This window comes from Pseudomonas saxonica (assembly GCF_007858365.1).
Taxonomy (GTDB): domain Bacteria; phylum Pseudomonadota; class Gammaproteobacteria; order Pseudomonadales; family Pseudomonadaceae; genus Aquipseudomonas; species Aquipseudomonas saxonica.
Window position 1 is genome coordinate 277569 of the sequence record NZ_VFIO01000002.1, and the last position, 14326, is coordinate 291894.

Here is a 14326-nt window from a genome sequence, read left to right on the forward strand (position 1 = left end):
CTAGCCTGACTTCCACACTCACTCTGACTGAGAGGACATGAACAATGGTCTTGCGCTCGGAAATTTTGGTGAATAAAAACGTGCTACCTACTCAAGAACAAGCCCTGCCGGGCCGCGAAACACCCATGCAACTGCCTGAGAAGCACTACGTATTCAAAAACACACCCTTGCTGGGGCCGTTTCTGGACAATGTCGGCTTCGCCATTTTTGGTCTGGGCTGCTTCTGGGGCGCTGAGCGCAAGTTCTGGGAGCGTGAAGGCGTAGTCAGCACCGTCGTAGGTTACGCCGGTGGTTACACACCTAACCCAACCTACGAAGAAGTGTGCTCGGGGCTGACCGGCCATACCGAAGTGGTATTGGTGGTCTACGATCAGGACAAAGTCAGCTACGCCGACCTGCTGAAAATGTTCTGGGAATTGCACAACCCGACCCAAGGCATGCGTCAGGGCAACGACATCGGCAGTCAATACCGTTCAGTCATCTACTGCACCACACCAGAGCAACTGGAAGAAGCAAAGGCCAGCAAAGACGCTTATCAGGCAGAACTGGACAAAGCCGGCCTTGGCCAGATCACAACAGAAATCGATGAAGCGCCAACGGTCTACTTCGCCGAGGCATACCACCAGCAATACCTGGCGAAAAACCCGCAGGGTTATTGCGGCATTGGCGGCACTGGCGTGACCTGCCCTATTTGACGAAAACGATCTGCGTAGCCGCTGCCGCAGGCTGCGTCCGGTTGCGAAGCAATCGTTAAATCAGACAGCTCGGTTGTGCTGAAACACCGTGCTTCCGGATTTTGCGACGGCTGCGCCGCCGAACGCAGCCTTCGCCAGCGGCTACGAGGCCCATTGCAGCTTACTCAGCGATCAACCATTCCATCTGCCAGCCACCCTGGGTTTGCCCCAGTTTCTTGGCCAGCCACGGCATCAGCTCACGCAGCTCTTCTTCCAGACCCCACGGTGGATTGGCAATCGCCAAGCCAGAGCCATTGAGGCTGTTGGGGGTGTCCAGTGGGTGCACGAACAATTCGACCTGCAACAGCTTCGGCGCGCCAGAACCTGCCAGGTCCTGATAAAAACGACGCAGCTGGCGCTTGTCCTTGATCGGGTACCAAATCGCTACCACGGTCTGACGCATACGGCTGATCGCATCTTTCAACGATTCAGCGCAGCGTTTCATCTCGTCCAGCTTTTCAAACGGCGGGTCAATCAGCATCAGCGCGCGCTTTTCGGCCACCGGCAGCAACGCCCGCGGTACATGCCAGCCTTCACCCAAATGCACGGCCACGCGACGGTCGCCTTTCATGTTGTCTTTGAGCATCACACCGTCTTCGGGGTGTTTCTCGTTCAACAAAATACGGTCTTGAGAACGGGTCAAGCGCCGCGCCCACTCAGGCGAACCGGGGTAATAGCGCAACTCGCCGTCCGGGTTCATCTTGTGCAAGACCTGCATGTAATCCGCGGTGATAGCGGGCAGGTTTTTTTGATCCCACAAGCGGGCAATGCCTTCCAGGTACTCGCCGGTACGGTTGGCCTGATCACCTTTAAGGTCATACAAACCAATCCCGGCATGGGTATCCAGATAGGCAAATGGCTGCTCTTTACGCGACATCAAGGCGATCAGTCGGGTCAAGACAATATGTTTGAACACGTCGGCGTGGTTGCCGGCGTGGAAGGCGTGACGATAGTTCATGGTTGCTCCTGCGCAGGGGGCGAAGTTTACCCTGCGCAGCGAGCTGCGTCAGGCGTTAAGCCTGAGGTGGCGCCAGACGGCGGTCTTGATCAAATGTACTGAGGCTGCAAGACCAGTTGTTGCACCGTGGGCGCGTCGCCTTGACTGTCGACCGGAAAACGATGATCGGCATCCGCGATCAATACCTGACCATCCAACACCTCAACGCGAAGATCGTACCTGTGGAGGTCATGAGCCATCAGATGATCATCAACATGAAACATAAAGGCCCACGGCTCTTTGATTTCGGTGGGCTCACTGATAAAGCCCAGTTGCTTGCGGCTGCCGTCTGCTTTCACGCCAGTGAGCTGTATGGTCCAGACGTATTGACTCTGGAACTGGAAAGGAATCTCACGAAGCGAGATCTCTCCTTTTATAGTTTTGCTGCCCATAGAAATGCTCCTTGATAAGGCGTCCGAAAGCGGACGCTGACGCAAGGCTAGCCGTACTTTAACGCTCGCCAGCACGCTCAGACCTTTCTCCACAAACACCCTGCCTGTTCATGCAATGAGCACTGAAAAAGCTTACGGCTTTGGGCAAGACCCAAACAAAAACGGCCCGCATCCATACAGGAGCGGGCCGTTTTTTATGCGCTGTTTAGCGAGCCAAGGCTCAGGCCAATCAGCTGTTCTGCTGGAAATCTTTCTCGGCAGCGTCGAAACGCTCGATCATCTTCTTGCTTGGGCCTTGGCCCAGCGCGCTGACCAGCCAAATGGCCAGGCTGGCGAAGATAAAGCCCGGAATAATTTCGTACAGACCGAACAAGGCAAAGTGTTTCCACACAATCACGGTGATTGCACCGACCAGAATACCGGCCAGCGCGCCATGACGCGTCATGCCTTTCCACAGTACCGAGATCAGTACCACCGGGCCGAATGCAGCACCGAAGCCTGCCCACGCGTAGCTCACCAGACCCAACACACGGTTCTCAGGGTTAGCGGCCAATGCAATCGCGATCAGAGCAACCACCAGCACCATGATCCGACCGACCCATACCAGCTCGACCTGGGAGGCATTTTTACGCAGGAATGCTTTGTAAAAGTCTTCAGTCAGGGCGCTGGAGCACACCAGCAACTGGCAGCTCAAGGTACTCATCACCGCCGCGAGAATAGCCGACAACAGCACGCCGGCAATCCACGGATTGAACAGCAACTTGGCCAGCTCGATGAACACCCGCTCAGGGTTCTCAGTCACAGGGCCAGCCAGCTCCGGATGGGTCGCGAAGTAGGCAATACCGAAGAAACCTACGCCAACCGTACCGGCCAGACACAGGATCATCCAGGTCATCGAAATGCGACGCGCCTTGGCAATCGACTTGACCGAATCCGCCGCCATGAAGCGAGCCAGGATATGCGGCTGACCGAAGTAGCCCAAGCCCCAGCCCATCAACGAGATGATGCCAATAAAGGTGGTGCCCTTAAGCATGTCGAAGTTGCTTGGGTCTTGCGCTTCGATCGCCAGGAATGTGGTGTCCACACCGCCCGTCGCCAGCAGCACGATGATCGGCGTGAGGATCAGCGCAAAGATCATCAGCGTGGCTTGAACCGTGTCGGTCCAGCTAACAGCCAGGAAGCCGCCAATAAAGGTGTAAGCAATGGTCGCCGCAGCACCGGCCCACAAAGCTGATTCGTACGGCATGCCGAACGTGCTTTCGAACAGACGGGCACCGGCCACGATGCCAGAGGCGCAGTAGATGGTGAAGAACACCAAAATCACGATGGCCGAAATAATCCGCAGCAGACCGCTGTGGTCTTCAAAACGGCTGGAGAAATAGTCTGGCAGCGTCAAGGCGTCGCCGTTGTGCTCGGTTTGTACCCGCAGACGACCGGCCACGAACAGCCAGTTCAAGTAGGCACCGGCCACCAGACCGATGGCGATCCAGCTTTCGGACAGGCCGGACATGTAGATTGCACCGGGCAACCCCATCAACAACCAGCCACTCATGTCGGAAGCGCCAGCAGACAATGCCGTCACAACGCTGCCCAGGCTGCGGCCACCCAGAATGTAGTCAGAAAGATTGTTGGTGGAGCGATAGGCCATAAGGCCGATGAGGACCATTGCCGCGATATAGATCACAAACGTGATCAGGGTTGGGTTACTCACACTCATTACATTAAGCCCTGGCATTGTTTTTATGTTTAGCAGCGGTCTGGTTGAACGCTCACAAACGTCCTGTTTGAGACGATGAACAAAGCCCTGCATTTATGACTGACGTTCCCCCAGGAAAACCATCAGTTGGTGCCCCGGCATTAAAGCGGTTGCACCTTGGCTGCGAATGCTATGCAACAAAGCAAATAAGGTGCAACCAGTTTTTTCCAGGCAAGTTGCACCTTGTCGCCTTTTCGTCTCAATTCAGGAGTTTTGCGCCTTTTCGGAGCAAGAAACCTGCAAGACAGACTTGGAAGCACCAAGGATGTGCACGCAATTCCTCCGCCAGGAAAAATCCTGACGAAGCGCAGAAAAAAACGGGTTGCACTAGGTTGCACCTCTCTCAGCGCAGCGCTAATCTTGCCGCCAGCTGCTGCCGCGCAACTGCGGCACCCATGAGGATAAAAATATGGCTACCACCACCCTTGGGGTCAAACTTGATGACCCAACTCGCGAGCGCCTCAAAGCTGCCGCGACCTCGATTGATCGCACGCCTCACTGGCTGATCAAACAGGCAATTTTCAATTACCTGGAAAAACTCGAGGGTGGTGCAACCCTGACCGAGTTAAGCGGTGTACCTGGCGACGACGCCGACGATGCCCCCACCGATCACACCCATCAGTGCTTCCTCGAATTCGCCGAAAGCATTTTGCCGCAGTCCGTCCTGCGTGCGGCAATCACCTCGGCCTACCGCCGTCCAGAACCTGAAGTCGTGCCCATGCTCATCGAACAGGCTCGTCTGCCTGCGCCGATGGCTGCGGCCACTCAGGCCCTCGCCGCCTCGATCGCCGAAAAACTGCGCAATCAGAAGAGCGCGGGGGGTCGTGCAGGCATCGTTCAAGGCTTGCTGCAAGAGTTCTCCCTGTCGTCCCAAGAAGGCGTGGCCCTGATGTGCCTGGCCGAAGCACTGCTGCGCATCCCGGACAAAGGCACCCGTGATGCCCTGATCCGCGACAAGATCAGTACCGGCAACTGGCACCCGCACTTGGGCAACAGCCCGTCGTTGTTTGTAAACGCCGCGACCTGGGGCCTGCTGCTGACCGGCAAACTGGTCTCGACCCACAACGAAGCGGGCCTGACCTCTTCGCTGAGCCGCATCATTGGTAAAAGCGGCGAGCCGATGATCCGCAAGGGCGTCGACATGGCCATGCGCCTCATGGGCGAACAGTTCGTCACCGGCGAAACCATTGGCGAAGCCTTGGCCAACGCCACGCGCTTTGAAGCCAAGGGCTTCCGTTACTCCTACGACATGCTCGGTGAAGCGGCACTGACCGAGCATGATGCACAGAAATACCTGGCCTCTTACGAGCAAGCTATCCACTCGATTGGCAAAGCGTCCAACGGCCGTGGCATTTATGAAGGCCCGGGCATCTCGATCAAATTGTCGGCCCTGCACCCTCGTTACAGCCGCGCCCAGTACGAGCGCGTGATGGACGAGCTGTACCCGCGCCTGCTGTCACTCACCGTGCTGGCCAAGCAATATGACATCGGCCTGAACATTGACGCCGAAGAAGCCGATCGCCTCGAAATCTCCCTCGATCTGCTTGAGCGCCTGTGCTTCGAACCGCAACTGGCGGGCTGGAACGGCATCGGCTTCGTCATTCAGGCGTATCAGAAGCGTTGCCCGTACGTGATCGACTACGTCATCGACCTCGCGCGCCGCAGCCGCCATCGTTTGATGATCCGTCTGGTAAAAGGCGCGTACTGGGACAGCGAAATCAAACGCGCCCAAGTCGAAGGCCTGGAGGGTTACCCGGTTTACACCCGCAAGGTGTACACCGACGTGTCTTACCTTGCTTGCGCGAAAAAATTGCTGGCCGTGCCTGAAGCGATTTACCCGCAGTTCGCCACGCACAACGCCCAAACCTTGTCGGCTATTTACCATATTGCCGGTCAGAACTACTACCCGGGCCAGTACGAATTCCAATGCCTGCACGGCATGGGCGAGCCGTTGTACGAGCAGGTTGTCGGAAAATTGGCCGAAGGCAAGCTGAACCGTCCGTGCCGCGTGTACGCACCCGTCGGCACCCACGAAACCCTGCTGGCATACCTGGTGCGTCGCTTGCTGGAAAACGGCGCGAATACCTCGTTTGTTAACCGCATCGCCGACCACACCATTTCGATTCAAGAGTTGGTTGCCGACCCGATCTCGCAGATCGAACACATGGCGGCGCAGGAAGGCGGTTTCGGCCTGCCGCACCCGCGCATTGCCTTGCCCCGTGATCTGTACGGCAGCGAACGCGCCAACTCCAGCGGCATCGACATGTCCAACGAACATCGCTTGGCGTCGTTGTCCTGCGCCTTGCTGGCCACCGCGCACAACAACTGGAAAGCGGCACCGATGCTGGGATGCGCTTCCAGCAGCGAAACGCCTGCGCCGGTACTCAACCCGTCCGACCTGCGTGACGTCGTTGGCCATGTACAAGAAGCCACGGTTGAAGATGCCGATAACGCAATCCAGTGCGCACTGAACGTTGCCCCTATCTGGCAAGCCACGCCACCGGCCGAACGTGCCGCGATTCTGGAGCGCGCGGCTGACCTGATGGAAGGCGAAATCCAGCCGCTCATGGGCCTGCTGGCACGTGAAGCGGGCAAGACCTACGCCAACGCCATTGCGGAAGTCCGAGAAGCCGTCGACTTCCTGCGTTACTACGCAGTGCAGGCGCGCAACGACCTGACCAATGACGCCCACCGCCCACTGGGCCCGGTGGTGTGCATCAGCCCTTGGAACTTCCCGCTGGCGATTTTCAGCGGCCAAGTCGCTGCCGCACTCGCTGCCGGTAACCCGGTATTGGCCAAACCTGCGGAGCAAACACCGCTGGTGGCTGCGCAAGCCGTACGCATCCTGCTCGAAGCCGGTATCCCTGAGGGTGTGCTGCAACTGCTGCCGGGGCGTGGCGAAACCGTGGGCGCACGCCTGGTGGGTGATGATCGCGTCAAAGGTGTGATGTTCACCGGTTCCACCGAAGTAGCGCGCTTGCTGCAACGCAATATCGCGGGCCGCCTTGACGCACAAGGTCGCCCAATCCCGCTGATCGCAGAAACCGGTGGCCAAAACGCAATGATCGTCGACTCCTCGGCGCTGACCGAGCAAGTGGTCATCGACGTCGTGTCTTCCGCGTTCGACAGCGCTGGTCAGCGTTGCTCGGCTTTGCGTGTACTGTGCCTGCAGGAAGATTCGGCAGATCGCGTGATCGAAATGCTGAAAGGCGCCATGGCTGAATCGCGCATGGGCAATCCGGAGCGGCTAAACGTGGACATTGGCCCGGTGATCGACGCCGAAGCCAAGGCCGGTATCGAGCAACACATTCAGGGCATGCGCAACAAAGGCCGTAGCGTCTACCAAATGGCCATCGCCGACATTGAAGAGTGCAAACGCGGCACCTTCGTCATGCCGACCCTGATTGAACTGGAAAGCTTCGACGAGCTGGAACGCGAAATCTTCGGCCCGGTGCTGCACGTGGTGCGCTACAAGCGCAAAGATATCGACCAGTTGATCGCGCAAATCAACGCATCGGGTTACGGCCTGACGCTGGGCGTGCACACCCGCATCGACGAAACCATTGCCAAGGTGGTCAACAACGTCAATGCCGGTAACGTCTACGTTAACCGCAACATCGTCGGTGCCGTGGTCGGCGTGCAGCCGTTCGGCGGCGAAGGTTTGTCGGGCACAGGCCCTAAAGCCGGCGGCCCGCTGTACTTGTTCCGCCTGTTGTCGACCCGTCCCGCTAACGCGATTGAGCAATCATTCGCCAAGACCGACGCCATCACCGTGCCTGATACTCAAGCACGTGACGCGCTAAGCAAACCGCTGAAGGCTCTGCAAGACTGGGCCAACAGCAATCAGCAAGCGGCGCTGGCCGAGTTGTGCGACGAGTATGCCGCCCACTCGCAAAGCGGCATCACTCGCCTGCTCAATGGCCCTACCGGCGAGCGCAACAGCTACGCCATCCTGCCGCGCGAACATGTGTTGTGCCTGGCCGAAGTCGAAGGCGACCTGCTCACCCAACTGGCTGCTGTGCTGGCAGTGGGCAGCTCGGCGGTACTGCCGGACAACGAGCTGAGCCAAACCGTGATAGCGCGCCTGCCTCAAGCCGTGCAAGCACGCATCAAGCGGGTTGCAGACTGGACCAAAGACGATGTGATGTTTGACGCCGTCCTGCACCACGGCGATTGCGATCAACTGCGTGACGTCTGCCAGAAAGTGGCTAAACGCGCAGGCGCCATTGTCGGTGTGCAAGGTCTGTCTCAAGGCGAAACCTCTATTGCCCTGGAACGCCTGGTGATCGAGCGCGCACTGAGCGTCAATACCGCTGCTGCGGGGGGCAACGCAAGCTTGATGACCATCGGCTGATAGCAGGCTGAAACATCAAGAACCGGGCACCTGAAAAGTGCCCGGTTTTTTTGTGCGCCACCTCCGGGCAATTAACTGGTGCGCACCAACACGCAGAACCCCAGAAGTGTTACTGACACCGCCCCGACTAACGTCCAGCACACATTGCTCACACTAAAATTGCAATTACTGAACCCCAGGCTGTCATCGGCCAAAAGATTGATGGCGCGTTGAGCGCCGACAAACAAGAACACACTCAGCGTGATCAGCAAGGTATTGGCTATGAAAACCAAACCGGCGTCTGCCGGGCTATCAAAAAACATCGCAAACAGGGTCGAGATCATGACCATTAACATAATCAGTAACGCCCTGGGTTCGGGGTGCCACCGGCAGGGCCGGCCGGCCAGTTCCAGACCGTTCTGAATTTTGTCGAAGAGCTCAAGAATAAAAAACGGCCACAACACAGCGCGTACAAGCGGGCAGATGTCAGCCCCGACTCTTTGTTTATAGGTCGCCCAGTTGCGGTATGACCAATAGACGATGTACCCACCGCCCGTGAGTAAATACATCACAACAAACTTGGTGACAGACACGACGTACAACGCGCTTGGACCCAGACCCAAGAGTCGATTTTCATCAGACACCGGATCACTGGTCAAAGGGGTAGGTTTCATGACTCATCCATTGGCATTAGAAATGTGACATAGAGATACAATTTGCCGGGCCAAAAAAATGCAGTCTTAATCCCTCTCTCTTGTAAGAAAAAGCCTCAGACCTAACTGCAATCACTTAGCAATGCCGTAGGTGCAACCCATTCAATGGGCATGAAAAACGGCTGCGCGCACGCAAGTTCATATCCTGAAAACCTTTTTGACAGCTGGCCAATCGCGCAGGTTAGAATCGCTGGCACGTAGACTGCATACGTCGTCTACGCCTCGTCTTTTAAGCCTTCTGGAGTACTGCCTTTGAATGCAACGACCATCAACAGCCTGTTCTTGATCGGCGCGTTGCTGGTAGGTGCAAGCATTCTCGTCAGTTCACTGTCCTCACGCCTGGGCATCCCGATCCTGGTCATCATCCTGGCGGTCGGTATGGCCGCAGGCGTCGATGGCGGCGGAATCATTTTCGACAACTACCCCACCGCGTACCTGGTCGGCAACCTCGCTCTGGCGGTGATCTTGCTCGACGGCGGCTTACGCACTCGGGTGTCGAGCTTTCGCGTAGCGTTATGGCCGGCGTTATCGCTGGCCACGGTCGGGGTCATGATTACCACGGGCCTGACCGGCTTGATGGCCGCCTGGCTGTTCAACCTCAACCTGATTCAAGGCCTGCTGATAGGCGCTATCGTCGGTTCCACCGATGCCGCGGCAGTGTTCTCACTATTGGGCGGCAAAGGCCTGAACGAGCGGGTGTCGGCCAGCCTTGAGATCGAATCCGGCAGCAACGACCCGATGGCGGTGTTCCTCACGGTCACGCTGATCGACATGCTCGCCAGCGGTGAAACCAACCTGCACGCCAGCCTGCTGCTTAACCTGCTGCGAGAGTTTGGTATCGGCGGCGCGGTCGGTCTGGCCGGTGGCTGGCTCTTGCTGCAAATGGTTAACCGCATCCATCTGGCCAACGGTCTGTATCCGATTTTGGTCATTGCTGGCGGGCTGGCGGTCTTTGCCCTGACCAACGCCCTGCACGGCAGCGGCTTCCTTGCGGTCTACCTGTGCGGCCTGGTGATCGGCAACAGTCCGATTCGCAGCCGCCACGGCATTTTGCATATGCTTGACGGCATGGCCTGGCTGGCCCAGATCGGCATGTTTCTGGTCTTGGGCCTGCTGGTCACCCCCCATGACTTGCTACCCATCGCTATCCCCGCCCTGGCCTTGGCGCTGTGGATGATCCTGTTCGCCCGCCCCCTGTCGGTGTTCGTTGGCCTGCTGCCGTTCAAAGCCTTCCACGGCCGCGAAAAGGTCTTTATCTCCTGGGTAGGGCTGCGCGGTGCGGTGCCTATCATTTTGGCGGTATTCCCGCTAATGGCTGGCTTGCCCAACGCGCAGCTGTATTTCAACCTGGCGTTCTTTATCGTGCTGGTGTCCCTGCTGGTGCAAGGCACCAGCCTGCCGTGGGTGGCCAAGTTGCTCAAAGTCACCGTGCCACCTGATTTGGCGCCGGTGTCTCGCGCAGCCCTTGAAGTTCACCCCACCAGTGAGTGGGAACTGTTTGTTTATCGTCTGGATGCACAAAACTGGTGCGTCGGCGCTGCGCTGCGGGAACTTAAAATGCCTGATGGCACCCGCATCGCCGCCCTGTTTCGCGACCAAAAACTGCTCCATCCGTCGGGTAGTACCACCCTCGACATTGGCGATTTGCTGTGTGTTATCGGCCACGAACACAACTTGCCGGCCCTCGGCAAACTGTTCAGCCAGCCCCCTACTCGCGGCCTCGATCTGCGCTTCTTCGGCGACTTCGTTCTTGAAGGTGACGCCCGGCTGGGCGCGGTCGCGGCTTTGTATGGCTTACAGCTCGACGGCATCGATCCCGATTTGCCGCTCAGCCGTTTTATTGCACAAAAAGTGGGCGGTGCTCCGGTGGTCGGCGACCAGGTGGAATGGAACAACACCATCTGGACCGTCGCGGTCATGGACGGGAACAAGATAGGCAAAGTGGGCGTCAGATTCCCCGAAGGAAGTGCCCCGGGTCCCGGGTTGTTCCTCTAAACTCCAATTTTCCTACGCTTGTCTGACCGGTATCTATGTCACTACTGCGCACGTTATTCGTCACCGCACTGCTCGGCCTGAGTCTTTCTGTTGGCACACTCCAGGCCGCCGAGCCCCCGTCGCCCGAGTCGGTACAGCAAAGCCTCGACAAAATTGCCGATCGAAAACTGCCAGAAGCCGACCAGAAAGCCTTGCAAGGGGTGTTGCAACAGACACTCACCTTTCTGAGTGACAAAGCTGGCTACGAACAGCGCCTGACCGATATCAAGCAGCTACTGGCCACGGCACCTGACCAGACGGCAGAGAATCAGCGCGAACTGGCCCGCCTTAAAGCCAGCCCGGCCGTGCCAGTCGCCCAACGCTATAAAGACCTGTCCGTTGCGCAACTGGAGCAAATGCTCGCTGATCGCACGACGCAACAAGGTGAACTGCAAAAAGCCCTGGCCACGGCCAACAGCCAAAGCATTGCCGCCCAAACTCGCCCAGAGCGGGCGCAGGCTGAAATCAGCACCAGTCAGACACGCATTCAGCAGATCAACAACATCCTCAAAACTGGCCGCGACAATGGCAAGTTGATAAACGCCGATCAACGCAATCAGCTCAATGCCGAAATCGCCGCACTTAACGCCCTCATTGCCTTGCGCCGTCAGGAGCTGGCAGGCAACAGCCAACTGCAAGACTTGAGCGGCAGCCAACACGACCTGTTGCTGGAAAAAACCACCCGTCAGGACCAAGAAATTCAGGACCTGCAAACCCTGATCAACCAGAAGCGCCTGGCTCAATCGCAACAAACGGTGACCGAGCAATCCATCGAGGCACAAAAATCAGGCAGCAGCAGCCTGCTGGCCACTGAAAGCGCGATCAACCTAAAGCTTTCTGACTATTTGTTGCGCAGTACCGACCGCCTCAACGAAGTCACGCAGCAAAATCTCGAAACCAAGCAGCAACTGGATAACGTGACCCAGAGTGATCAGGCCCTGGATGAGCAAATCAGTGTGCTGAAGGGCAGTTTGCTGCTGTCCAAGATTCTCTATAAACAGAAGCAAGCCCTGCCGCGCTTGCAGAAAATGGACAAAAACCTGGCAGACGAGATTGCAGACATTCGCCTGTATCAGTTCGAAATCAACCAGCAGCGCGAGTTGATCAGCAACCCGACTACCTACGTCGACAACCTGCTCAAAACCCAACCCGCCGATCAGGTCACCCCGCAACTGCGTAAAACCCTGATCGATCTGGTCAATACCCGCAGCGACCTGCTAGACCGTCTGAACCGCGAGTTAAGCTCACTACTCAACGAATCGATCACCCTGCAGCTCAACCAGAAACAACTGCTCAGCACCGCGCAAAACCTGCGGGCCACCCTCGATGAACAAATGTTCTGGATCCCCAGCAATAAACCGCTGGACCTGGAGTGGCTGGAAGGGGCGCCTCGTCAGCTGGAGCTGCAAGTCATCACCCTGCCCTGGACCTCCAGCTTCAGTGAGCTGGCCGATGGTTTGCGCCAACGCCCGCTGTTGTTTTTACCGCTGGTGCTGCTGATTGTTGCCCTGCTGTGGAAGCGCAAATACCTGTACGGCAAATTGAACGAAATCCATCAGGACATTGGCCACTTCAAGCGTGACAGCCAATGGCATACACCGCTGGCGATTCTGATCAACATTCTGCTGGCCATGCCCGTGGCATTGGCGCTGGCGCTGTGCGGCTACGCCTTGCAAATTGACGCCCGCGGCATGAACGCCAACACCGGCGCGGCCTTGATTCAAATGGCTGAAGCCTGGCTGGTGTTCTATACGGTCTACCGAATTCTGGCGCCGGGTGGCGTGGCTGAACTGCATTTCCGCTGGGAAAAACCGCTGGTCGAGTTTCTACAAAACTGGATCCGCAAACTGGGCTTCGTCGTCCTCGCCCTGGTGGCCGTCGTTGCGTTTGCCGAACAACAGCCTGCGGCACTGGCCGATGACGTGCTGGGCATCCTCGTCGTCCTGAGCTGTTACGCAGCCATGAGCTGGCTGCTGTTTCGCCTGCTGATCAACGACCAGACCGACAAAAAAGCCTTTCGCGTGCGTAAAACGCTGGGCTTTTTGTTCGCCCTGCTACCGCTCGCCTTGTTTGTGGCCGTGTGTTTTGGCTATTACTACACCGCGCTCAAACTCAGCGACCGGTTGATCAACACCCTCTACCTCTTGATGTTCTGGCTGGTGGTCGAGGCTGCTTTCGTACGCGGCCTGGCGGTTGCAGCACGGCGTCTGGCCTATCAGCGTGCACTGGCCAAACGCCAGGCGGCCAAAGAAGCCGGTGAAGGCAACGACGTCGTCATTGAAGAACCGACGCTGGACATCGAACAGGTCAACCAGCAATCGCTGCGCCTGATTCGTCTGGCCTTGCTCGCAGGCTTTATCGGCGTGTTGTATTGGGTATGGTCTGACTTGATCTCGGTGTTCTCCTACCTGGATAACATCACCCTCTACGAATACACCAGCGGCACCGGCGCCAACATGAGTATGGTGCCCATCAGCATCGGCGACGTGATCGGTGCGCTGGTCATCATCGGTATCAGCATTGCGCTGGCGCGTAACCTGCCTGGCCTGCTGGAAGTGCTGGTGCTGTCACGGCTCGACCTGGGCCAGGGCAGTGCCTACGCCACCACGACCCTGCTGACCTACGTGATCATCGGCGTAGGCTTTGTGTCCACCCTCTCGACACTGGGCGTGAGCTGGGACAAGTTGCAATGGCTGGTGGCCGCGCTGTCGGTAGGGCTGGGCTTCGGCATGCAAGAGATCTTCGCCAACTTTATCTCCGGCATCATGATCCTGTTTGAGCGCCCGGTGCGCATTGGCGACACCATCACCATCGGCAACCTGTCGGGCACGGTGAGCAAGATCCGCATCCGCGCGACCACCATTACCGACTTCGACCGCAAAGACATTATTGTTCCGAATAAAACCTTCATTACCGGGCAACTGATCAACTGGTCGCTGACCGACACCATTACCCGCGTCACCCTGAAACTGGGGGTCGATTATGGTTCCGATCTGGACTTGGTCAAAGATCTGCTGCTCAAGGCCGCGCAAGAAAACCCCCGCGTCCTCAAAGACCCTGAGCCGCACGTGTACTTCCTCAGCTTCGGCCAAAGCACACTGGACCACGAACTGCGCATGCACGTACGTGATCTGGGCGACCGCAACCCGGTCATCGATGAGGTCAACCGCTTTATCAACCGCGAATTCAAAAACCACAACATCAACATCTCGTTCCAGCAGATGGAGGTGTACCTTAAAAACCTTCATGGCCAGGAATACAAACTGGTGCCAATAGACCCGCAAGCGCCGGCCCAAAAGCTGACGCTGGATAAGCCCAACCCAACGTAGCAGTTGCCGAAGGCGACGTCCGATTGCGCAGCGATCGT

At 57.6% G+C, this 14326-nt stretch carries 8 protein-coding genes; 4 read left to right on the forward strand and 4 right to left on the reverse strand.

Annotated elements, in window-relative coordinates; all coding sequences use genetic code 11:
• The first annotated feature begins 44 nt into the window (after positions 1–44).
• Positions 45–695, forward strand: a complete 651-nt coding sequence (msrA, locus tag FJD38_RS08350; RefSeq protein ID WP_122785139.1) for a peptide-methionine (S)-S-oxide reductase MsrA — start codon at positions 45–47, stop codon at positions 693–695.
• Positions 696–855: 160 nt separating this feature from the next.
• On the opposite strand, the gene FJD38_RS08355 is transcribed toward msrA, so the two are convergent.
• The 3 genes from FJD38_RS08355 to putP form a co-directional block, all read right to left on the reverse strand.
• Entirely contained in the window at positions 856–1692 is an 837-nt protein-coding gene (locus FJD38_RS08355) for a 23S rRNA (adenine(2030)-N(6))-methyltransferase RlmJ (protein ID WP_122785140.1), read from the reverse strand.
• Between the two features lie 89 nt (positions 1693–1781).
• Entirely contained in the window at positions 1782–2123 is a 342-nt protein-coding gene (locus tag FJD38_RS08360) for a hypothetical protein (protein ID WP_122785141.1), read from the reverse strand.
• Between the two features lie 229 nt (positions 2124–2352).
• Positions 2353–3840 (reverse strand): sodium/proline symporter PutP, encoded by a 1488-nt coding sequence (gene putP, locus FJD38_RS08365; RefSeq protein WP_146384827.1) that lies wholly within the window; start codon positions 3838–3840, stop codon positions 2353–2355.
• A gap of 448 nt (positions 3841–4288) precedes the next feature.
• Here putP and putA point away from each other — a divergent pair, with 448 nt between their 5' ends.
• Complete coding sequence (gene putA, locus FJD38_RS08370) at positions 4289–8233, forward strand: trifunctional transcriptional regulator/proline dehydrogenase/L-glutamate gamma-semialdehyde dehydrogenase (protein ID WP_146384828.1); 3945 nt, start codon at positions 4289–4291, stop codon at positions 8231–8233.
• Positions 8234–8304: 71 nt separating this feature from the next.
• On the opposite strand, the gene FJD38_RS08375 is transcribed toward putA, so the two are convergent.
• Positions 8305–8886: a hypothetical protein gene (locus tag FJD38_RS08375; protein ID WP_122785144.1), complete on the reverse strand. Its 582-nt coding sequence runs from the start codon at positions 8884–8886 to the stop codon at positions 8305–8307.
• A gap of 291 nt (positions 8887–9177) precedes the next feature.
• On the opposite strand from FJD38_RS08375, the gene FJD38_RS08380 reads away from it, so the two are divergent.
• Together FJD38_RS08380 and mscK are read left to right on the forward strand one after the other, a co-directional pair.
• Positions 9178–10920 carry a potassium/proton antiporter gene (locus FJD38_RS08380; protein WP_122785145.1) on the forward strand — a complete coding sequence of 581 codons (1743 nt, stop codon included), beginning with the start codon at positions 9178–9180 and terminating at the stop codon, positions 10918–10920.
• Positions 10921–10955: 35 nt separating this feature from the next.
• Positions 10956–14288, forward strand: a complete 3333-nt coding sequence (gene mscK / locus FJD38_RS08385) for a mechanosensitive channel MscK (RefSeq protein WP_146384829.1) — start codon at positions 10956–10958, stop codon at positions 14286–14288.
• Positions 14289–14326 lie beyond the last annotated feature (38 nt).

Coding starts and splice junctions, on each gene's coding strand:
- FJD38_RS08360 (WP_122785141.1), bottom strand. CDS start 2,123: ATGGGCAGCAAAACTATAAAAGGAGAGATCTCGCTTCGTGAGATTCCT.
- msrA (WP_122785139.1), top strand. CDS start 45: ATGGTCTTGCGCTCGGAAATTTTGGTGAATAAAAACGTGCTACCTACT.
- putP (WP_146384827.1), bottom strand. CDS start 3,840: ATGAGTGTGAGTAACCCAACCCTGATCACGTTTGTGATCTATATCGCG.
- FJD38_RS08375 (WP_122785144.1), bottom strand. CDS start 8,886: ATGAAACCTACCCCTTTGACCAGTGATCCGGTGTCTGATGAAAATCGA.
- FJD38_RS08355 (WP_122785140.1), bottom strand. CDS start 1,692: ATGAACTATCGTCACGCCTTCCACGCCGGCAACCACGCCGACGTGTTC.
- putA (WP_146384828.1), top strand. CDS start 4,289: ATGGCTACCACCACCCTTGGGGTCAAACTTGATGACCCAACTCGCGAG.
- mscK (WP_146384829.1), top strand. CDS start 10,956: ATGTCACTACTGCGCACGTTATTCGTCACCGCACTGCTCGGCCTGAGT.